Below are 21,158 nucleotides of genomic sequence, written 5' to 3' on the forward strand. Positions count from 1 at the left end.
GCTCCTTTCAACCCCGCGTGCAACTTGATCGTCGTTAGATTTTCCGTTGCACCCGGTAAATAGTCCTGCACAATCCGCTGCTGTCCCATAGACTACGTTTATCCCGCGCCTGAAATCTACATCCAACGGATGGTTTATACGACAGTTGCGAATCAGTTCCACATGATTTAAATGCACGATTGTAATTCCGATTGTGTTTTTGTTTTAAGACCTTTGTCATTCATGACATTTCAATGACCGTGATCACACCTGCCGAACAAAAAACCAATATCTACTGTCCTTCACTGACAGCGTACCAAAGACGCGAAACCACTACGATCAACATCGGTGGCATCCCGATGGGCTCGGACTATCCGATCCGCGTGCAGTCGATGACGACGATCGATACGATGGATACACAGGGCTCGATCGACGAAGTGATCCGGATGGTGGAGTCGGGTTGTGAGTATGTGCGCATTACCGCGCCCAGCGTGAAAGAGGCACAGAATCTTGAAAATATCAGGAACGGACTACGCAAACTCGGCATTGATGTTCCCCTGATTGCCGATATCCATTTCACTCCGAACGCTGCCGAACTGGCAGCGCGCATCGTCGAAAAGGTGCGGATCAATCCGGGTAATTATGCAGATCGCAAGCGTTTCGAAGTGATTGATTATACCGATGCCTCCTATGCCGCCGAACTGGAAAGGATCAGGGAGAAATTCATTCCTTTGGTCAGAATCTGCAAGGAATACGGCACGGCGATGCGTATCGGGACCAACCATGGTTCCCTTTCCGACCGCATTCTGAGCCGCTATGGCGATACGCCACTGGGCATGGTAGAGTCGGCGCTGGAATTCCTGCGGATCTGTGAAGAATTCAACTACTATAACATCGCCTTGTCGATGAAATCCAGCAATACACAGGTGATGGTGGAAGCTTACCGCCTGCTGGTGCAACGGCTGGATGAGGAAGGATTGAAGCCATATCCATTGCATTTAGGTGTAACCGAGGCCGGAGAGGCTGAGGATGGCCGTATTAAATCGGCAGTCGGGATCGGTACTTTGCTGGAAGATGGTCTGGGCGACACCGTCCGGGTGTCGCTGACGGAGGCTCCTGAGAAGGAAGCACCGGTCGCGCGCGCGCTCATTGAGCGATACACGACGCGCCCGTCGCATGCACCCATCCAACCGATCGATCATTGCCCGATCAACCCATTCCAATACACACGGAGAGATACTTACGAAGTATATAACATAGGCCATCTCAATGTGCCTCGGGTCATTGCCGATTACTCCGATATTGAAATACAGCAGCTCGACGACCTGAAAAGCATCGGCCACTTCTTTTTGCCCGTACCTGACAAATGGGCGATGAACGACCAGGGCGCAGACTTTATTTATACCGGTAAAAAGCCCGTTCCGTTCATGCTTCCGAATGGACTGAGAGAAATCCTGGATCAGGAACAATGGAAAGGCCATCCGGATAAACAAAACAAATTCCCGTTGTTTCAGGTTGCTGAATGGGAATCCGCCGGCGAAATTTCCCGGCAGCTCAATTTTATCAGCGGCGATATCCATACATTGCATGACGCCTTCCTCGAAAAGCTGAACGGGCACAGCCAAGTAGTGCTGGTCCTGCGATCGGACAATGCACATGCGATGCCTGAAATGCGCCGGCTGTTTTACAAATTGACAGAACTGAAACTCAGAGTGCCCGTTATTATTCAACGGCATTACCAACCCGACCAGGGAGATAGGCTCACATTGTATGCAGCGACCGACATAGGCGGTTTACTCGTGGATGGCTTTGGCGACGGTGTGTTGCTCCGTCCCGACTTTGAAACCGATGCAGCTCATACCGACAAATTAAGAGCTGCATCGGCCTACAACAGCATTGCATTCGGGATCCTGCAAGCCGCACGCACGCGGATGTCGAAAACGGAGTACATTTCCTGCCCTTCCTGTGGCCGGACGTTGTTCGATTTACAGGAAACTACTGCGATGATCCGCAAGCATACCGAGCATCTGAAAGGTGTTAAAATCGGAATCATGGGCTGCATTGTGAACGGCCCGGGAGAAATGGCGGACGCGGATTATGGCTACGTTGGAATGGGTAAGGATAAAATTGCCCTGTACCGCGGCCAGGAAGTGATCAAGCGATCCGTACATGCCTCTAAGGCGGTGGAAGAACTCATCGAATTGATCCGCGAGGACGGCCGGTGGATCGAGCCGGAAGAGCGTGAGGTTTTGGTTTAAATTAAAGGCTCGGCATGAGCCATACTGATCAGTAAATATTATGAAAAGATACTTTCAATTGGGTGAGGTGTTTTCGTACTTCATTCGTGTGTTCCGAAAACGCGACCCGAATAGCCCCGATTCGTTCAATTTACGCATGATGCACGGGATCAACCGAATCTCGATCGTCATGTTCCTGATTTGTGTGATTATCATGATCGTCAGAGCGCTTACACGATGAACCTCGAAACATTACGGGATTATTGCCTGAAACTCCCGGGCGTCACGGAAGAATTGCCATTCGGCCCCGACACATTGGTATTTAAGGTAATGGGGAAAGTTTTCCTGCTCACACCCATGGATACTGCCCGCCACCAGTTCAATGCGAAATGCGACCCGGAAAAAGCCGAAGAGCTGAGAGCAACCTATCCCGATGTGAAGCCGGGATACCATATGAATAAAAAGCATTGGAATACCGTGTACGTCACGGGAAGTGTCCCGAGTGAAACGTTATTCGGCTGGGTGAAGGACTCGTATGAGCTGGTAGCGGCGAGTCTTCCGAAGAAGGTACGGGAGGAATTGGCCGTTATAGACTAAAAACGACCGTCACCCTGATCGAAGTGAAGGGCATTGTGCAGATGCCCTTCACTTCGATCAGGGTGACGGTCCTGTATTAAAGCGGTTCTTTTGTATGCCCTCAAACGCCGGGCTACCCCGTTCGCTCAGGGTGAAAGTTACTTCGCTGCCTTCATCTCCTCATCCAAACGCTTGCTCAGCGTTTCACATACCCCTTCGATCAGATCCGCCATGCTGCGGTCATTGGTCGCGGTGAGCAAAGTATCGGCGATGCCGCTCATGAGCTCAATATAGAAGCGTTTCATTTCAAATACCTCCATATCCTTTGTCCAAAGATCGATTTTGAGCGTACCGCGGTGGTAATGATCCCAAACTGCTATCGCAATAGCACGCGTGTCGTTGATCCCCTCATTGGGGTTGTCCGTAGCGTCCCAAAAGATTTTCTCCGGTATATTTTTATCGTCGAGTTCAACGGTGAAATGAATTTCTGACTTTTTCATATGAGGTGTTAATTTTTGACAAAAGTAAGCATTTGGTACATACCGGGGCCGGTAAACTTACTTTCCAGCCTGACTAAACACCTTTTTGAGCAAATCGCTCACCCTGGCAACGGGATCTTTCCGGATCTTTTTTTCCTCCTGGGCAATGAGAACATACAGACCATCAATGGTTTTCTGCGTTGCATATTCTTTCAGGTTCGGGTTCACTTTTTTGACCAGGGGAATCTGGTTGTAAGTGTTAACGATGTCCGCATAGTACTGGGTGGCCTTATTGAGTTTCAAGGTACTGTCCACCACCGGAAAGAATGTATTGAAGAGCTCACTATTCGTCGACTTTCTCAGGTACTGGGTCGCCGCATCGTCCTCGCCTTTCAGGATGCCTACGGCATCGGGTACGGTCATGGAGGTAATGGCCTTTACAAAAATCGGTTTCGACTTCTTGGCAGCATCTTCCGCAGCCCGGTTGAGCGACAACGTGAATTTGTCCACCTCTGCGCCCAGTCCCATTTTACGCAATGTTTCTGCTACTTTCTGAGCCTCAGGCGGAACAGCTATCTTGATCAACTCGTTTTTGAAAAAACCATCGACCCTGGACGCCTCCGCAGAACCGTTGCTGATTCCAACGTTCAGTGCTTCTTTCAATCCCTGAACGATCTCATTCTCACTGAGTCCGCTACTTTTGCCACCGCCTTTGCCGAGTAACTTCCCGAGGTTGAACTGTGCATGGGATAGGTGACTGAAAAAGAGCCAAAACAGCGATAATGACAGGATTTTGTATTTCATTACAATAGAGTTTGTTAATATTTCACTAAGGTTCAAACGTACTCAATAACGATTAATTTTACTTATTTTTGGGAAAATAACGGTCCCATTTAACGTGTTCTGTACCTATGATTTCCTCTGCCAGGGCTGAAATAATTACGATCGGAGACGAAATCCTTTTCGGACAAATCGTCGACACCAACACCCAATGGATTGGCACACAACTCACTGATATAGGCATTCGTCCGGTAAGGAAAACTTCTGTCGGCGATAACAGGCCGGATATCCTCGATGCTTTTCGACAGGCCAGCCAGCGTGTCAATGTCGTGATCGTCACCGGCGGGCTCGGGCCCACGCGTGACGATATTACGAAACACACTTTCTGCGAATATTTCGGCACCGAGCTCGAAATCAACCAGGATGCATTGGCACTCGTTACCGAGTTTTTCGCCAAACGTGGTCGCACCATGACCGAGTTGAATATCCAGCAGGCCGCACTCCCCAAAAACTGTACCTACATTCCCAACCTTTGGGGAACCGCTCCGGGGATGTGGTTTGAAAAGGACGAAGTCATTTACGTGTCGCTGCCGGGTGTTCCTTACGAAATGAAAAGCCTGATGGAGTTTGAAATACTACCACGGCTTAAAGCGAGGTTTTCGACTCAAATCATTCAACATAAATCCATCCGGACAATAGGCATCGGCGAATCTTTCCTTGCCGAAAAAATTGCAGGATGGGAAGATGCGCTTCCCGAACACATCAGGCTGGCCTATCTCCCGCATTTCGGGCAGGTAAAACTCAGGCTCACCGCTACGGGAACGGATCAGGCAGTGATCGAACGTGAGCTGTCCGAACAGGTAACCTCGGTGTTGCCCCTCATCGAAGAATATGTATTTGGCTACGATTCCGATGAGCTGGAAACCGTGATCGGAACATTGCTCATGAACAGCAATGCAACCATCGCAACTGCGGAAAGTTGTACGGGAGGATATGTGGCAAACCAGATCACCAGTATTCCGGGCTCTTCGCGTTATTATGAAGGCTCCGTGGTGAGTTACAGCAATGAGGTTAAATTGAATGTGCTGGGCGTATCCGGAGAGACATTGGAAGCTTATGGAGCCGTGAGCGAGCAAACAGCCCGCGAAATGGCCGAGGGAGCCCGCAAGGTAATGAACACTACATTTGCCATTTCCACAACCGGTATCGCCGGCCCGGACGGTGGCACGCCCGAGAAGCCCGTCGGTACAGTATGGATAGCCTGCGCTACGCCTGAGGAAACCTTTACCCAATTGCTGACATTAAGGAATAACAGAAAAATCAACATAGAACTAACGTCTTCCTACGCACTTAATCTGCTGAGAAAAACGATCTTAAAAACGTCACTTGCAGTAAAAAGTTAAACGGGGACTGAATGGCAAGGTATCGGAAGCAGTTTTCCTTACCTTCGAAAAAACACCAATATGAAAATAGTTGAAATGGTAATGCCTCCGATGGGGGAAAGCATCATGGAATGCACCGTACTTCACCTGCTCGCCGAAGAGGGCGCGAAAGTACGCATCGATGATTCCATTCTCGAAGTCGCTACCGATAAAGTAGATACCGAAGTACCCTGCCCCTACGACGGTATCCTGACCAAATGGCTTGTGCAGGTGAACGACGTGGTGCCTATCGGAAGTGCGGTGGCGCAGATAGAGGTAGCCGACGATGTTGTTGGGGAAACAGCCATTGCGCCCATACTTGTGGAAGAGGAGAACGACGTGATTTCTACGGTGGCAGGGCTTGAAAAAGAAATCGAAACGGCGATCAACAGGAAACCGGAGCCTGCCCTGGAGCTCAAACATTCCAATTCAGAGATCAACCCTTTTTATTCTCCGCTGGTGCTCAGCATTGCCCGGGAAGAGGAAATTTCAGAAAAAGAACTGGCCAGTATCCCCGGGACCGGACTCGAAAACAGGGTGACGAAGACCGACATCCTGTCCTATATCCGGCAAAGACGCAACAAACCGGATAGTTTTGTTCCCTCCACGTCACTCAACGGTGCCAACGAGGTCATCGAAATGGACCGCATGCGGAAGATGATCTCACAGCGCATGGTCGACTCCAAACGCATATCTGCGCACGTGACTTCCTTTATCGAAGCGGACATGACGCCTGTCGTGAACTGGCGCGAGCATGTCAAAAACGAATACCGGAAGAAAACCGGGGACAGCATTACATTCACCCCCATCCTGATCGAAGCCGTCGTAAAAGCGATCAAAGACTATCCGCTGATCAACATTTCCGTCGAAGGGGACAAGATCATCAAAAAGAAAGATATCAATATAGGAATGGCCGTGGCATTGCCGGACGGCAACCTTATCGTGCCGGTCATTCACCACGCCGATCGGTACGACCTTCCCGGGCTTGCGCGCAAAGTCAACGACCTGGCCAGACGGGCACGTGAAAACAAGCTGAAAGCCGACGACCTTGCGGGAGGGACCTACACGGTTTCCAATATCGGCGCTTTCGCCAATCTCATGGGGACACCCATTATCGTGCAGCCGCAGGTAGCAATCATGGCGTTTGGTGCGATCAAAAAGAAACCGGCGGTCATCGAAACGCCTCAGGGTGACTTGCTGGGTATCCGGAGCCTGATGTTTATCTCACATTCATATGACCATCGTGTTGTGGACGGGTCGCTGGGCGGTTTGTTCCTGAAACGCGTAAACGATTACCTCGAAAACTTCGACACCAACAGAACGCTTATCTGATGCTGAGACTCACCCTGGATATGGACGATGTGCTTGCCAACACCCACGAAAAGCTCATCGACATTGTCCTGAATGATTTTTCGACTACATTGAACAGGGAAGATCTTCAATCGCGGGGCCTGCGCGAGTTATTGCATCCAAAACAGCTCTCGAAGCTGCATAAGATCATGGATTCTCCCGGCTTTTTTGCCGATATCCCCGTGAAGGAAGGGGCAGCCGATACGGTCCACACGCTTTCGAAGTATTACGAATTGTTCGTAGCCACAGCCTGTATGGAGTTTCCTAATTCGTTCCGCGACAAATTCGACTGGCTGAAACGACATTTTCCTTTCATTCCCTGGACAAATGTCGTTTTCTGCGGATACAAAAGCATTATCCGGTCGGATTACCTGATCGATGACCATGTGCGGAACCTGGCCGCATTCAAAGGGAAAGGGATTCTTTTTACGGCCCCTCATAATTTAAGGGAAACCTCGTATAAGCGGGTTTCCAGCTGGACAGAAGTTGCTGAACTATTTTTGCATAGCGTATGAAACTGTTACTGATTGAGGATGAACCCAAAACGCTGCAATCCATCCGGCAGGGATTAGAGGAGAACGGCTACGAAGTGGACATCGCCTACGACGGGCTGATCGGTAAGCAATTGGCCCGCAGCAATGGTTATCAGCTGATCATCAGTGATATTATCATACCCGGCATCAATGGTATCGAACTCTGCCGCGAAATCCGCAGCTGGGGTGACGAAACACCTATTCTGATGCTCACGGCGCTGGGCACGACGGACGATAAGGTCACTGGCCTCGACGCCGGAGCGGATGACTACCTTGTCAAGCCATTCGAGTTCAAAGAGTTGCTTGCACGCGTACGTGCGCTCACCAAACGCGGGTCCACGGTCTCGCACACCGCTCAGGTCCTTCGCTTCGCCGACCTGGAAGTATCACTCGACGCCAAAACGGTGTATAGATCGGGCAACAAAATCAACCTCACGGCCCGGGAGTTTAACCTGCTCGTTTATCTCATCCGCAATCAGGGGCGGGTTATTTCCAAGGTGGAGATCGCAGAACAGGTCTGGGACATCGGGTTTGACACCGGCACCAATGTAATTGAAGTGTATGTCAACTATCTTCGCAAAAAGATCGACAGGGACTACCCCGTCAAACTCATTCACACGCAGTTTGGAATGGGCTATGTGCTCAAAGTAGAATAGATTATGCAGATCCGCACCCGACTTACGGTTCAGTTCTCCCTGCTGGTAAGCGGTATCCTGCTGATCACCTTCGTTGCGGTCTATTTCTTTACCTATTACAACGTTACCGAAGATTTCTATGACCGGCTGCGATCGAAGGCAAAGTCCCAGGCCGAGCTCTTACTGAAAGTGCAGGTTCCGTTGATCAATGCAGAGGTATTAAAAGCGCTGGATGAAACCAACCGGGACCTGATCTATGACGAGAACATCTTCATTTTCGACGAAAAGAACCGGCTGATTTACAGCAACTCTACTACACCTCAGCTGAAAGCCCTGCACGTATCGAACTACTGGCTCGATGAGATCCGCAAGGCCGGGCAGATCCGCTATACCGACGGCGACTACAAAGTGGTGGGTTTGTATTTCAAATATCCCTTTGGCAGGGCGGTCGTTATGCTGGGTGCCAAAGATTTGTACGGGCAGGCCAATCTCTCCAACCTCAGTACGCTTCTAACCGCGCTCTTTTTCATTGTGACCATTGTGGTGGCCCTGGTGGGATGGATATTTTCCAAACGTGCCCTCAGGCCTATTTCCAAAGTAATGAACGCAGTAGAAGGCATTTTACCTCAAAAACTTGATACCCGGCTCGACGTACCCAACCAAAAAGACGAAATCGGCCGTTTGACTACTACTTTCAATAAATTGCTCGATCGCATTGAAACGGCTTTTCAAATGCAGAAAATTTTCGTTGCCAATGTGTCGCATGAATTGAAAAACCCGCTTACAAAGATCAAGTCACAGCTGGAAGTGAGTATGCTGAAAGAACGCAACACTTCTGACTATCAGCTTACAATTAAGTCTGTACTTGAAGACATTCAGGAACTGGCGCAACTATCCAATACTTTATTAGAATTGGCAAAAGTGAGCGAAGACCAGCGTGATTTGCTGACAGAGGTCATCCGTGTGGACGATCTGCTGCTGGACTGCCGTATGAACCTGGCCCAGGCCAATCCCAGCTACAATATCCAGCTCAACTTCGACGACCTTCCCGAAGACGATGCCTGGCTTGAAATTACAGGGAATTCCACACTGCTGAAAACCGCATTCCTGAACCTGATGGATAATGCCTGCAAGTTCTCCGACAACAACACGGTAATTGTTACCCTACACCCATCGAGAGGCCAGTTGGGGCTCAGTTTTTCCGACAATGGCAAGGGTATTCCCCAAGAAGACCGGACGCTTGTTTTCCAGCCATTTTACCGGAGTGATAACACTGCGAGTATCAAAGGGTACGGTATCGGGCTTTCGTTGGTGGAACGGATCGTGAAGTTGCACAACGGCGGCATTTCAATCCAGTCTAATGTACCAAAGGGTACCACCTTCCGATTGCTTTTTTTACGCCTCTAAGCAAATTCTAACTTATTATTAACGCCATTCTAAGTATTGTTGATCTTATTTGTAATGTCGACAGAGCAAAAGCTCAGCGTCGCATTTCAAAGGATTTCATTTTTTGTGGTGTTAATAAGCAAATTTGGCAGGTGTCACTCACGCCTGCCAATTTTTTTGCCGCATTGGGTGAAGTGGTGTCATTTCTGGTCAGGAGTACTCAGCGGGAGTAGGATATTTGATCTACAAAAAAAGAGACAAAATCAGCATACTCTGCCAATTTCACCTCTCACAATTTATGACCATACCTGACTACCAATGATTAGGCGAAGCCCTCAGTGCTTCTTCCGAATCTCGATAATCTTCAACCTGTTCAAAAGTTTGATCACCGGGTAAGTCGGATCGACCTCAAACCATTTCGAACCGAAGTTGATCGAATTGGGTCTTTTATGGTGGTTATTCTGGAACAATTCCCCCATCATCAGGAAATCGAAGATCAGGGAGTTTTTAGACTTGTCGTCGTTGTCAAAGTTCTGGTAGCCGTATTTATGCCCACTCCAGTTCACGATCGCTCCGTGGATCGGCCCCATCAGGAAATGGATCGGCAGCAGGAAAAAGAATGCCCAGTGCATATCCAGATAGATGAAGGCAAGCACATAAAAAGCGAGGTAAATCACGCCCCAGCCCACACGTGAAATCCAGGAGTCGCCGAGCTTCTCGACAAAATTCCACTCCGGATAGTTGCGTTCGAAACGTGTCTCGATAGCGCGTTTGCGGTTCAAAACGGCATTGTAAATATTTTTGGTCTCCCACATCATGGTAAAAAGGTTTTTGGTATGATGCGGAGAATGGGGATCTTTTTCCGTGTCGCTAAACGCGTGGTGCATCCGGTGCAAAATAGCATATGCACGTGGGCTCAGGTAGGAAGAGCCTTGTGAAAGGTAAGTAAGCAAATAGAAGAACCGTTCCCACGGCTTACTCATAATGAACATCTTATGAGCGGAATAGCGGTGCAGAAAAAAGGTTTGACAGAATAGGGACAAATACCAATGTACAACAAATACAATCAGGACTATATACATGGAACGGCGTAAAAATTTTAATATGCTAAACTTTGTACAAAAGTAAGTGCCAAAGGTTAGAAAACCGAAATTTCCCAAACTAAATTTGGAATATAATCATAGCCCTCTGTCACAAATCGTCCCTGCATAGGGCATCATTGGATCATGAAAGCATAGCTGAGCAGATTGGCTCCCATTTGGAGTGCTTTTCTTCGCATTTCCTCAGGATCGTTGTAAACACTCTGATCTTCCCAGCCATTTCCGAGGTCGGTTTCGTAGCTGTAATAGCAAACCAATCGGCCCTGCCAGATCAACCCAAAACCTTGCGGTTGCTTTCCGTCGTGCTCGTGCACTTTGGGCAAGCCGTCCGGAAAAATATATTTCATACGGTAGATCTGATGATCAAAAGGCAGCTCGACAAACGAGAGCTCCGGAAAAACCTTTTTCATTTCCCTTCTGATAAACTGATCCAGCCCATAGTTGTCATCCACATGCAAAAAACCACCGGAAAGCAGGTAGTTTCTCAGGTTTTGTGCTTCGGCATCCGTAAAAACCACATTACCGTGCCCCGTCATATGCACGAACGGGTACGAAAAGATATCGGGGCTGCCCACTTCCACCACATCCTCCAACGGATTGATGTTCATTTTTAATTCGGAGTTACAAAACTTGATCAGGTTAGGCAATGACGTTTTGTTCGCATACCAGTCACCGCCGCCGCCGTATTTCAGCTTCGCAATTTTTAACGACGATTGCGCATTAACGGTGACCGCGATCCAGAGAAATGCGAGGGTCAGGAAGGTGCTAAGTTTCATCGGTGTGCGGTATATAATTTTAATTGACTGAATGAGTGAATGAATAAGTCCAAGGGGATCGGAACTGCCTTCTGGTATATTAGGAATGAGACAAATCCTTCTGTTTCCCTTCATCCCCTTCCTCCATTTCCCCATTTCTCCTGTTACACAAATTGTGCCAGGTTGATCGCGTGACAGCCTGCAATAGCGGCCGTTTCGGTTCTTAACCTTGTAGGCCCCAGCGAAACGGTTTCGAAACCAAGTTCGATGGCCTGCTCTACCTCTTTCGGACTGAAATCTCCTTCCGGACCTATTAGCAACAACGTATCCTGCTTTGCCTTTACTTTGCTGAACACATGCTCCACCTTATTTTGCTCCGGAACATAAGCAATCAGCTTAACCGCTTCAGAAGCGCTTCTGATAAACGTTTCGTATTTGCTGTTTACTGTTATTTCGGGTAAATAATATTGCTGGGACTGTTTCATTGCTGCGGCAGCAATTCTGTTGAGTCGGGCGAGATTCACCACACGGTTCAGCGTTTCGGGATTTGTATGCTCCGTTATTATGAAATCGATGCGCTCCACTCCTATCTCGGTCAATTTCTCTACCATCCACTCATTCCGCTCGGCTTTGCGCGTGGGTGCCACCGCAATGTGTACCGCAAATGGGCGCCGCTCCACAACGCTGCTTTCCACGACCTCGTAGCCAACATGCCGTCCCTGTATATTGAGGCGGCATTTTTGAAGCAGCCCGTTCCCATTCGTCACATAAATGAGGTCACCCGAATGCAACCTCAACACCTTAAAACTATGCCTGGCTTCCTCCTCATCCAGTTCAAAAACCCGAGGGTCAGGCTGATAAAATAAATGCATTTTTCCAATAATCCGATATGGTGGACGAAAAGCCGTCACACGTCCAAAAATATACAAAAATTCTTCAAAAGCGCCAAAAATCCAATCCCTCTCAAATTCTATTCCGTATTGAAAGCACAAAACCGATATTATTGAACTTTCACGCTATTATTTATATAATTACATAGAAATAACACCTGTTTTGCCACTTTTTACAAAAATTCACTCCGAAGGCCCTGATTTCAAAACGAGTCCGATTTATTAGAATAATGCATTTTTTACTGACAATACTACCACGAACACAATATTATTTTGCATAAGGTTAATTTTTCCTAACATTTATTTTTTGTAAATACATTTTTGCATTAATATTGTGCCGTTATAATTATTCGTCACCACTTTATCTAGTACTATTATGTCAAAGTCCAAGCTGGAATATATTTGGTTGGATGGCTACAAGCCGACCCAAAGTTTACGCAGCAAAACCAAAATTGAAAACAATTTTAGTGGAAAACTGGAAGATTGCGCAATGTGGTCGTTTGATGGCTCATCAACTGAGCAGGCTCCAGGCGGTTCTTCAGACTGTTTGCTAAAACCTGTTTACATTATTACTGACCCACAGCGTAAAAATGGATACCTGGTAATGTGCGAGGTATTGAATGCTGACGGAACTCCTCACGAATCAAACGGTCGCGCAACTATTGAAGACGGTGACAATGACTTCTGGTTCGGATTTGAACAAGAATATTTCCTTTGGGACAACGAAACCAACAAACCGCTTGGCTTCCCTGCTAACGGTTATCCGGCGCCGCAAGGCCCATACTACTGCTCAGTTGGCGCTGCCAATGCTTACGGCCGCGAGATCGTAGAAGAGCACCTTGACGCTTGCCTTGAAGCAGGATTGAACGTTGAAGGTATCAATGCCGAAGTAGCAGCAGGACAGTGGGAATTCCAGATCTTTGCAAAAGGTGCACAGGAAGCTGGTGACCAGATCTGGTTGGGCCGTTACCTTCTGGAAAGAATCGGCGAGAAATACGGTGTTTCCATCAACTGGCACTGCAAGCCTCTGGGCGCGCTTGACTGGAACGGAAGCGGTATGCACGCCAACTTCTCAAACTCTACATTGAGAACTGCCGGAAGCAAAGATACTTTCGACAAAATCTGCGAAGCATTCCGTCCTGTGGTAAAAGAACACATCGAAGTTTACGGTGCTGACAACCACCTCCGTCTGACTGGAAAGCACGAAACTGCTTCTATCCATGATTTCAGCTACGGCGTTTCCGACCGTGGTGCTTCTATCCGTATCCCTGTGGTAGTTCCTGCAAAAGGATGGAGCGGATACCTGGAAGATCGTCGTCCAAACTCGGCCGCTGATCCTTACAAAGTAGCAGCTCGTATCATCAAGACTGTTAAATCTGCTATCTGATCCGCAGAACAAAACATATAGTAACAAAAAAACCACCTTGCGGTGGTTTTTTTGTTGTTGATCTTACGGGAAATCAATCTTCCTCTTCACTTCCCGTAAAAGAATAGAGCGTCGGATCTAGCTCAACCGTTCCAGCAATGTAGCTGGCGATGAAATCGCTGATGATCTTATCGTTGATCTCCGTTTTATTCAGACCCACTTCCAGGCCAACACCGTATTCGAACTGATCGTCGATTTCGATGTGCTCGCGAACGGTGATCTCTTCGTTCTCTTCAATTTCTTCGATAAACTCGGTCAACAAAAGCTCCGCTTCGTCTTCTTGTTCATCGCTGATCTTGTAATTTGCCGGACGCTCGTCCGGTGAAATGTACCCGGGCATTTCCTTTTTGAGACGTTCGATCGCCTCGTCGTACACGAGTGTCGAGTGGTGCAGGCGCAACGTGAAGATCAATGCGTCAAAAATAACCTCCTGGTCTTTATAGGTGCCAACAAACTGCACGTGAGCATGCTCGTTGTTATCGCCATCGTCTTCGAATTCGTCGTCTACATATATAAAGTTCGCCCCTTCTGCCTGGCATTCGTTTTTGAGCTGGGCGATTTCTTCTGGATCAAATCCCGGATTCATATTTTCTTCTGTTTGTTTGGACTGCAAAACTACTCCAAAAATAGCATTTCACGATACTTCGCGAGCGGCCAATCCTCATCGTCGATCAGCAATTCGAGTTTATCGACATGATAGCGGATCTCGTCAAAATAGCCTTTCACTTCTGAACCATAGCATTTGGCGCGTTCGAAAAGGTCTTCCAGATTATTGGCCCTTTTACGGCTTTCAGTCATTTCGTGCACCAGCTTTTTGATCACCACCACGTGTGAGGAAATGTCGCGGATGATTTCCTTAATCGGTTCTGCTTCTTCAAGCATTTCCAGGTCCGTCAGCGAACGGGCCGTCTGTGCGAGTTTGAACTGGTATTTGACTACGGTCGAAACAATGTGGTTCAATGCAAGATCACCGATCACGCGGGACTCTATCTGCAATTTCTTCACATAGTTTTCAAGCTCAATCTCATAACGCGCGTGCAGCTCGCGTGAACTGAGCACGCCCATTTTCTCGAAAACGGAAACCGTCTTGTCCGTCTTATATGCATACAATGCATCGAAAGTCTCCCGAATGTTGCTCAGGCCGCGTCGCGCCGCCTCTTCGATCCATTCTTCAGAATAACCATTTCCTTCAAAAAGGATGTTTTTGGATTCCAGGAAATATCTTTTCAGAATTTCAACCGTGGCAACCTTCTTCTCCTCTCCTCCCGACAAGCGTTCGTCCATTTCCTTTTTGAAGTCCGTCAGCTGATTCGCCACGATCGTATTCAAAATGATCATCGGTGAAGCGCTGTTCTGCGAACTGCCGACAGCACGGTACTCAAATTTATTACCGGTAAAGCAGAAAGGAGAGGTGCGGTTACGGTCGGTATTGTCGCGTTGCAGGTTCGGAATGCGGGTAATACCCAACTTGTAATAGAAGTTCTCCCCCTTTTCGAGCGTGATTTCTCCTTTGTTCACCAGCTCTTCCAGCATCGAAGTCAGGTCATTCCCCAGAAACACCGACACGATGGAAGGCGGTGCCTCATTCGCACCCAGGCGATGTTCGTTACCTGCGGATGAGATAGAAGCACGCAAAAGGTCCGCATGATCATGTACGGCCTTCACCACATTCATCAAAAACGTCAGGAAGCGCAGGTTTTCTTTTGGCTTCGACGTCGGTGCCAGCAGGTTGATGCCGGTATCTGTCGAAAGCGACCAGTTATTGTGTTTTCCGCTTCCATTAATGCCCGCGAATGGCTTTTCATGGAACAATACCTGGAAATTATGCTTGTCACCCACTTTTTGCATGAGATCCATCAGCAATGCATTGTGGTCGATCGCCAGGTTAACCTCCTCAAATGTCGGTGCGCATTCAAACTGCCCGGGGGCCACCTCATTATGCCGGGTTCGCACCGGAATACCCAATTTCAACGCTTCGAACTCAAAGTCCACCATGAATGCATTCACCCGCGGTGAAATGGAGCCGAAATAATGATCATCGAGCTGCTGGCCGCGTGCCGGATTGTGACCAAAGACCGTCCTTCCGGACATCAGCAGGTCGGGCCTCGCATAGTAAAGGGCTTTGTCGACCAGAAAGTACTCCTGTTCAATGCCGAGTGTTGGCGTTACCTTATCGACGTCGCGGTTAAAAAACTGACAAACACCTGTTGCTGCCTTGTCGAGCATCATCAGCGAACGCAGCAGCGGTGCTTTGTAATCCAGCGCCTCTCCGTTATAGGAAATGAATACCGAAGGAATACACAGGGTTTTTCCGCCTGCGCCATTGTCCATCAGGAATGCCGGAGAGCTGGGGTCCCAGCCCGTGTAACCGCGTGCTTCGAAAGTCGCGCGCAGACCGCCGCTCGGGAATGAGGATGCATCCGGCTCCTGCTGAACCAGCGCGCTGCCCTTGAATTTCTCGACCGCCTTCCCGTCCATCGTCAGATCGAAGAACGAATCGTGCTTTTCGGCTGTCGTTCCGGTAAGTGGCTGAAACCAGTGCGTGTAGTGGGTAGCACCCTTTGAAATCGCCCATGATTTCATAGCAGCCGCCACTTCCTCCGCTACCTCGCGGTCGATCGTCGAGCCGGAGCGAATCGCATTGGAGATCTTGGTATACGCCTCTGCGGAAAGCAGGGTTTTCATAACATCATCACTAAAAGTATTGCTGCCGTAAAGGTCGGCCACTTTTTCTGTGGGAGGGGTCAAAACAGGAGAGACGCGACCCTGCGCGATCTCAAAAGCTTTGGAACGAAAAGTCATTGTATTTACTGATTTATATTAATTCTCCCCAAAATTATTTATTTACCAATAGGAACCACTATTTGCTCCGACATTTTCACATTAGGCGGCCAACGGTTACCACAGTTTGCGCATTTTTCGGAACTTTGCGGATTGTTCAATGATACCAATGCGTAAAAGACTTGAATTTGTGGTCTTATACGGGCTCAGCTGGGTTTTGATTTTCCAGTTTTTCCGTATTATTTTTCTGGCCTACCATTATAAAAAGGCATTAGAACTCCCTCCTTCACTTTGGGTCGCCAGCGCGCAGCATGGCTTGCCCATGGACATTTCATTTGCGGGGTATATTCTTGGGATACCGGCGTTGCTGATGATATTCACCGGCCAGCACTGGGAATGGTATCAAAAAACACTAACAGTTTATACCACCATTATCACATTCCTGATCACCCTCCTCACGGTGGTAGATCTCGAACTCTTCCGCGCCTGGGGCTTCCGGATCGACGGCACCTCGCTGCATTACCTAGAAACGCCTGCCGAAGCCATGGCCTCCATGGGCGCGGCCCCAGTGATTCCGCTTTTGCTCTTGCTTTTTGCATTATTCTTCCTGGTTAAACGGATCTTACAAACGATCATCAACAGGTGCACAGGTTCCTTCAGACGCGTGTCGCATCTGTTGATCGCACCAGCATTCCTGGCTCTCTCAGGAAGCCTGATCATCCCGATCCGCGGCGGCTTTCAGCTTGCCCCGATGAACGAAAGCGCCGTATTTTTCAGTGATAAAAGTTTCGCCAATTATGCGGCCGTCAATGTGCCCTGGAACTATATGCGTTCGATCCTGAATGAGAGTTATTCCAAAGAGAACCCATTTAAGTACTTCGGGGATAATCAGGCGGATCGAATGGTAGCCGGGTTGTATCACACGAAAGGCAGCACACAGCAGATCATCGACACTACCGGTCGCAAAAATGTGATTGTACTGATATGGGAGAGCTTTACCGCCAAGGTAGTTGGACCGCTGGGAGGCCTGCCTGATATGACACCGCAATTCGCCGCGCTCACCAAGGAAGGACTGCTCTTTACCCATGTTTACGCAAGCGGCAACCGTAGCGACAAAGGCATGGTCGCCATTCTGAGCGGCTATCCGGCCCAGCCTACAACCTCCATTATTAAGATTCCTACCAAAACAGCGAGCCTGCCGTCGCTACCGCGCGAGTTCAGGAAAAAAGGCTGGCATACCTCGTTCTACTACGGAGGCGAAACCGAGTTTGCCAATATGAAGTCATATTTCCTGCAACAAGGTTTTGACCGCATCATTGACAAAGATGAATTTGACGGCAAGGATATGAATTCCAAATGGGGCGCCCACGACCATATCGTGCTCAACCGGCTGCTCAGCGATCTGGACAAGCAGAAAGAGCCCTTTTTTACGACGCTATTTACACTGAGCAGTCATGAGCCGTTCGAAGTGCCCGTTAAAACAGCGATACCAGGCAATGACCCCGAGCACCTGTTCCTGAACGCTTTACATTATACCGACGCCTCGATCGGCGAATTCATTAAAAAGGCGAAGACCAAACCCTGGTGGAAAAATACTCTGATCGTCATCATTGCCGACCATGGGCATCCGCTGCCTGAAACCCGGAAAGACAAGCCTGCCGAGTTCCACATCCCTATGCTGTGGCTCGGGGGCGCGTTAAACGTCCCACCTGCACGCGTGGGTACACTTGCGTCACAAACCGACCTGGCTGCCACGCTTTTAAACCAAATGCACATGCCATCCGGAACTTTTACGTGGAGCAACGACATATTTAGAGGAGGTCGCACCGATTTTGCTTATTTCGCATTCAACAACGGACTGGGCTGGATGAAACCGGATGGCTTTCTGGTCCGCGACAACATCGGCGGCCATATCACCGAAAAAAGCGGCGTTTTGAACAAACAGGAAGAAGAAAACAGCAAGGCTTACCTGGAATCTTCTTTTGGCGATTATTTAAAGCGTTGATAATAAAAGGTGTAATTTTGCAGGATATTTGAAAACAATGAAAAAAGTCGCTTTTTATACACTGGGTTGCAAGCTGAATTACTCGGAAACTTCATCGATCGGACGGATGTTCGAGGCGAAGGGCTATTCCAAAGTGGAGTTCAACGAAAACCCGGATATTTTTATCATCAACACCTGCTCGGTCACGGAGAATGCGGACAAAAAATGCCGTAAGATCGTGCGGGAAGCACAAAAAATCAATGCGGACGGCTATGTGGCGATCATCGGCTGCTATGCCCAGCTAAAACCACAGGAGATTGCAGAAATTCCGGGTGTGGACGCTGTTTTGGGTGCCGCCGAGAAGTTCAGGCTGGTAGAATTAATCGATACTTTTGAAAAAACACCAACAGGACAGCCGGCGCAGGTTATTGCGTCCAGCATCGATCACGCGATCGAATACCATACCTCCTACTCGCTCAACGACCGCACGCGCACGTTCCTGAAAGTGCAGGACGGGTGCGACTATCCGTGCGCATACTGCACGATCCCGCTCGCACGCGGGAAAAGTCGTTCCGACAGCATTGCAAACATCGTGAAAGCAGCCCGCGATATTGCCGCCCGCGATGTGAAAGAAATCGTATTGACCGGTGTGAACATCGGCGACTTTGGTTTGCGCAATGGTGTTCGCGAGGAAACGTTCCTGGACCTGATTAAGGCATTGGACGAAGTGGAAGGCATCGAACGGTTCCGCATTTCTTCGATTGAACCTAACCTGCTGACCGATGAGATCATCGAATTCGTAGCACAATCCAGACGATTTGCCCCGCATTTTCATATTCCACTGCAATCGGGCTCCAACAAGGTGCTCGCCCTGATGAAGCGTCGCTATAAAAGTGAGCTTTACGTGGAACGTGTAGCGAAGATCAAGTCGCTGATGCCGGATTGCTGTATTGGCGTAGATGTCATCGTAGGACATCCCGGAGAGACCAGGGAGCTATTTGAAGAAACCTATCGTTTTCTGAACGAGCTGGACGTTTCGTACCTGCACGTATTCACCTATTCCGAAAGAGAGAACACCAGTGCGCTGGCAATTCGCCCCATTGTCCCGAAAAGCGAAAGAGCTGAGCGTTCCAAAATGCTACATATTCTTTCCGACAAAAAGAAAAGATTTTTCTACGAAAGCCAGGTTGGCAAGGAGGGCGTCGTACTGTTTGAAGATGAAATCCAAAACGGTCAAATGCTCGGATTTACTGCTAACTACGTCCGTGTAGCCGTTAAATACGATCCGCTGCTGATCAACGAAACCAAAGAGGTACGTTACGACCACATCAATGAAGATAGCTTGATGGAAGTTGTCGAGGTTGCAGAGGAGATCCTGGTGCACTAGTCTGCATGTCTGTCTATGCCCAGGACCTAAGTCCTGGGTTACAACAAAAGCCTGGCCAAATGGCCAGGCTTTTTCGATCTGTATAGGTTATTGGCAAGATTAAGCTTCTACAAGGAACTCGTCGTGCTGGCTTACATCCAGACCGGCTTTCTCGTCTTGTTCTGAAACGCGGAGCGGAAGGATGAGATCGACCAATTTCAGCAACAGGAATGAACCTCCGAATGCGAATACCGACACACCTACCAGGGCGATCACGTGGTTGATGAACAACTTGGTTTCGCCGAATGCCAGACCCTGGTCTACTACCAGCGAGTTAACACCGCTTGTTGCGAAAATACCGGTCATCAGCATACCTACCATACCACCTACACCGTGGCAAGGGAACACATCCAATGTATCATCCAAAGTTGAACGGGTACGCAGGTGAGCCACATAGTTACTAATGATCGCAGCCACAGTTCCAATGAACAGGGACGCAGGTACCGTTACGAAACCGGCAGCAGGCGTGATGGCTACAAGACCAACCACAGCACCGATACAGAATCCAAGAGCAGATACTTTCTTACCTTTTGCAGCGTCAAAAAGAACCCATGCAAGACCCGCAGCACCAGCAGCAGTGTTGGTAGTAGCGAAAGCTGAAACCGCCAATGGAGAAGCTGTCAGAGCTGAACCGGCGTTGAAACCGAACCATCCGAACCAAAGCAAACCCGTTCCCAACAATACAAATGGGATGTTTGCAGGAGGCAATACGTGATCTTCCAGCAGAGATTTGCGGCGTTTCAGGTACAAAGCACCCGCCAAAGCAGCCCAACCGGCAGACATGTGAACCACGGTACCACCAGCGAAGTCAAGCACACCCATTTTGAAAAGCAGACCATCTGCATGCCATGTCATGTGGGCAAGCGGCGAGTAGATGAAAACACAGAACAGGATAATAAAAAGAACGTAAGAGCGGAAGTTGATACGTTCAGCCATCGAACCGGTTACAAGCGCAGGAGTGATCACTGCAAACTTCAACTGGAACATTGCGAACAGAGCGAAAGGAATGGTACCCCAAACCGGGCCGTCCAATACGCCTTTGAACATAAAGTGTGTCATCGGGTTACCGATAAAACCTCCAATGTCCTCACCAAATGCGATGCTGAAACCGAAAACTATCCATATCACACTGATCACACCCATCGCGATGAAGCTCTGGAGCATCGTGGAAATGACGTTTTTGGTGTTGACCATTCCTCCATAGAAGTACGCCAGACCAGGGGTCATCAGCAATACCAGCGCGGCTGAAACAAGCATCCACGCAGTGTCACCCGAATTGATACCCTCCGTCACGATCTGTGTCGGAACATTGGGGACGAAGGCGCCGAGGATGCTGATTACCAGGAGAATAATCAGTGGGATAAAGTTACGTTTTTCCATTGTTGTAAATTGTTATTGTATTAGATTAAGAAGGTATTCG

At 48.7% G+C, this 21,158-nt stretch carries 19 protein-coding genes; 11 read left to right on the forward strand and 8 right to left on the reverse strand.

Features of this window, described 5'->3' with window-relative positions; all coding sequences use genetic code 11:
* Positions 1–233 precede the first annotated feature (233 nt).
* Genes ispG through BP71_RS18955 form a run of 3 tightly spaced genes read left to right on the forward strand, consistent with a single transcriptional unit; the run spans position 234 to position 2,813 of the window.
* The gene (gene ispG, locus BP71_RS18945; RefSeq protein ID WP_496382039.1) at positions 234–2,237 is read left to right on the forward strand and encodes a (E)-4-hydroxy-3-methylbut-2-enyl-diphosphate synthase; all 2,004 of its coding nucleotides are present in this window, start codon (positions 234–236) and stop codon (positions 2,235–2,237) included.
* 40 nt (positions 2,238–2,277) lie between these two features.
* On the forward strand, positions 2,278–2,457 hold the full coding sequence (locus BP71_RS18950; protein WP_295922455.1) for a DUF6728 family protein: 180 nt from the start codon (positions 2,278–2,280) through the stop codon (positions 2,455–2,457).
* Positions 2,454–2,813 (forward strand): MmcQ/YjbR family DNA-binding protein, encoded by a 360-nt coding sequence (locus BP71_RS18955; RefSeq protein ID WP_496382042.1) that lies wholly within the window; start codon positions 2,454–2,456, stop codon positions 2,811–2,813. The genes BP71_RS18950 and BP71_RS18955 overlap by 4 nt, the downstream gene beginning before the upstream one ends.
* A 137-nt stretch (positions 2,814–2,950) precedes the next feature.
* Here the strand turns inward: BP71_RS18955 and gldC are convergent, their stop codons facing one another.
* Both gldC and BP71_RS18965 read right to left on the reverse strand, forming a co-directional pair.
* Positions 2,951–3,292 (reverse strand): gliding motility protein GldC, encoded by a 342-nt coding sequence (gene gldC, locus BP71_RS18960; RefSeq protein WP_295922457.1) that lies wholly within the window; start codon positions 3,290–3,292, stop codon positions 2,951–2,953.
* Positions 3,293–3,349: 57 nt separating this feature from the next.
* Entirely contained in the window at positions 3,350–4,075 is a 726-nt protein-coding gene (locus BP71_RS18965) for a DUF4197 domain-containing protein (protein WP_496382044.1), read from the reverse strand.
* Positions 4,076–4,182: 107 nt separating this feature from the next.
* Between BP71_RS18965 and BP71_RS18970 the strand changes: the two genes are divergently transcribed.
* Genes BP71_RS18970 through BP71_RS18990 form a run of 5 tightly spaced genes read left to right on the forward strand, consistent with a single transcriptional unit; the run spans position 4,183 to position 9,397 of the window.
* Positions 4,183–5,454, forward strand: a complete 1,272-nt coding sequence (locus BP71_RS18970) for a competence/damage-inducible protein A (protein ID WP_496382046.1) — start codon at positions 4,183–4,185, stop codon at positions 5,452–5,454.
* Positions 5,455–5,514: 60 nt separating this feature from the next.
* Positions 5,515–6,804, forward strand: coding sequence for a dihydrolipoamide acetyltransferase family protein (locus tag BP71_RS18975; RefSeq protein WP_496382048.1), 1,290 nt, complete (start codon positions 5,515–5,517; stop codon positions 6,802–6,804).
* On the forward strand, positions 6,804–7,337 hold the full coding sequence (locus BP71_RS18980; RefSeq protein ID WP_496382050.1) for a 5' nucleotidase, NT5C type: 534 nt from the start codon (positions 6,804–6,806) through the stop codon (positions 7,335–7,337). The genes BP71_RS18975 and BP71_RS18980 overlap by 1 nt, the downstream gene beginning before the upstream one ends.
* On the forward strand, positions 7,334–8,011 hold the full coding sequence (locus BP71_RS18985; protein WP_496382052.1) for a response regulator: 678 nt from the start codon (positions 7,334–7,336) through the stop codon (positions 8,009–8,011). The genes BP71_RS18980 and BP71_RS18985 overlap by 4 nt, the downstream gene beginning before the upstream one ends.
* Positions 8,012–8,014: 3 nt before the next feature.
* Positions 8,015–9,397, forward strand: a complete 1,383-nt coding sequence (locus BP71_RS18990; protein WP_496382054.1) for a sensor histidine kinase — start codon at positions 8,015–8,017, stop codon at positions 9,395–9,397.
* A gap of 314 nt (positions 9,398–9,711) precedes the next feature.
* Here the strand turns inward: BP71_RS18990 and BP71_RS18995 are convergent, their stop codons facing one another.
* From BP71_RS18995 to BP71_RS19005, 3 genes are all read right to left on the reverse strand, one after another.
* Positions 9,712–10,458, reverse strand: coding sequence for an acyl-CoA desaturase (locus BP71_RS18995; RefSeq protein WP_496382056.1), 747 nt, complete (start codon positions 10,456–10,458; stop codon positions 9,712–9,714).
* 134 nt (positions 10,459–10,592) lie between these two features.
* Entirely contained in the window at positions 10,593–11,252 is a 660-nt protein-coding gene (locus BP71_RS19000) for a DUF4159 domain-containing protein (protein ID WP_496382058.1), read from the reverse strand.
* 143 nt (positions 11,253–11,395) lie between these two features.
* Positions 11,396–12,103, reverse strand: a complete 708-nt coding sequence (locus BP71_RS19005) for an RsmE family RNA methyltransferase (protein WP_496382060.1) — start codon at positions 12,101–12,103, stop codon at positions 11,396–11,398.
* Between the two features lie 394 nt (positions 12,104–12,497).
* Here BP71_RS19005 and BP71_RS19010 point away from each other — a divergent pair, with 394 nt between their 5' ends.
* On the forward strand, positions 12,498–13,508 hold the full coding sequence (locus BP71_RS19010; RefSeq protein ID WP_496382062.1) for a glutamine synthetase beta-grasp domain-containing protein: 1,011 nt from the start codon (positions 12,498–12,500) through the stop codon (positions 13,506–13,508).
* Positions 13,509–13,581: 73 nt separating this feature from the next.
* Here the strand turns inward: BP71_RS19010 and BP71_RS19015 are convergent, their stop codons facing one another.
* Entirely contained in the window at positions 13,582–14,133 is a 552-nt protein-coding gene (locus tag BP71_RS19015) for a hypothetical protein (RefSeq protein WP_496382064.1), read from the reverse strand.
* Positions 14,134–14,162: 29 nt separating this feature from the next.
* Positions 14,163–16,349, reverse strand: a complete 2,187-nt coding sequence (locus tag BP71_RS19020) for a glutamine synthetase III family protein (protein ID WP_496382065.1) — start codon at positions 16,347–16,349, stop codon at positions 14,163–14,165.
* Positions 16,350–16,497: 148 nt separating this feature from the next.
* Between BP71_RS19020 and BP71_RS19025 the strand changes: the two genes are divergently transcribed.
* Positions 16,498–18,333, forward strand: a complete 1,836-nt coding sequence (locus tag BP71_RS19025) for an LTA synthase family protein (RefSeq protein ID WP_496382066.1) — start codon at positions 16,498–16,500, stop codon at positions 18,331–18,333.
* A gap of 37 nt (positions 18,334–18,370) precedes the next feature.
* Positions 18,371–19,699 carry a tRNA (N(6)-L-threonylcarbamoyladenosine(37)-C(2))-methylthiotransferase MtaB gene (gene mtaB / locus BP71_RS19030; protein WP_496382068.1) on the forward strand — a complete coding sequence of 443 codons (1,329 nt, stop codon included), beginning with the start codon at positions 18,371–18,373 and terminating at the stop codon, positions 19,697–19,699.
* Between the two features lie 99 nt (positions 19,700–19,798).
* Here mtaB and BP71_RS19035 read toward each other — a convergent pair whose 3' ends face one another.
* On the reverse strand, positions 19,799–21,118 hold the full coding sequence (locus BP71_RS19035) for an ammonium transporter (protein WP_496382070.1): 1,320 nt from the start codon (positions 21,116–21,118) through the stop codon (positions 19,799–19,801).
* Between the last annotated feature and the right edge of the window lie 40 nt (positions 21,119–21,158).

Source organism: Dyadobacter ginsengisoli DSM 21015, assembly GCF_059568735.1.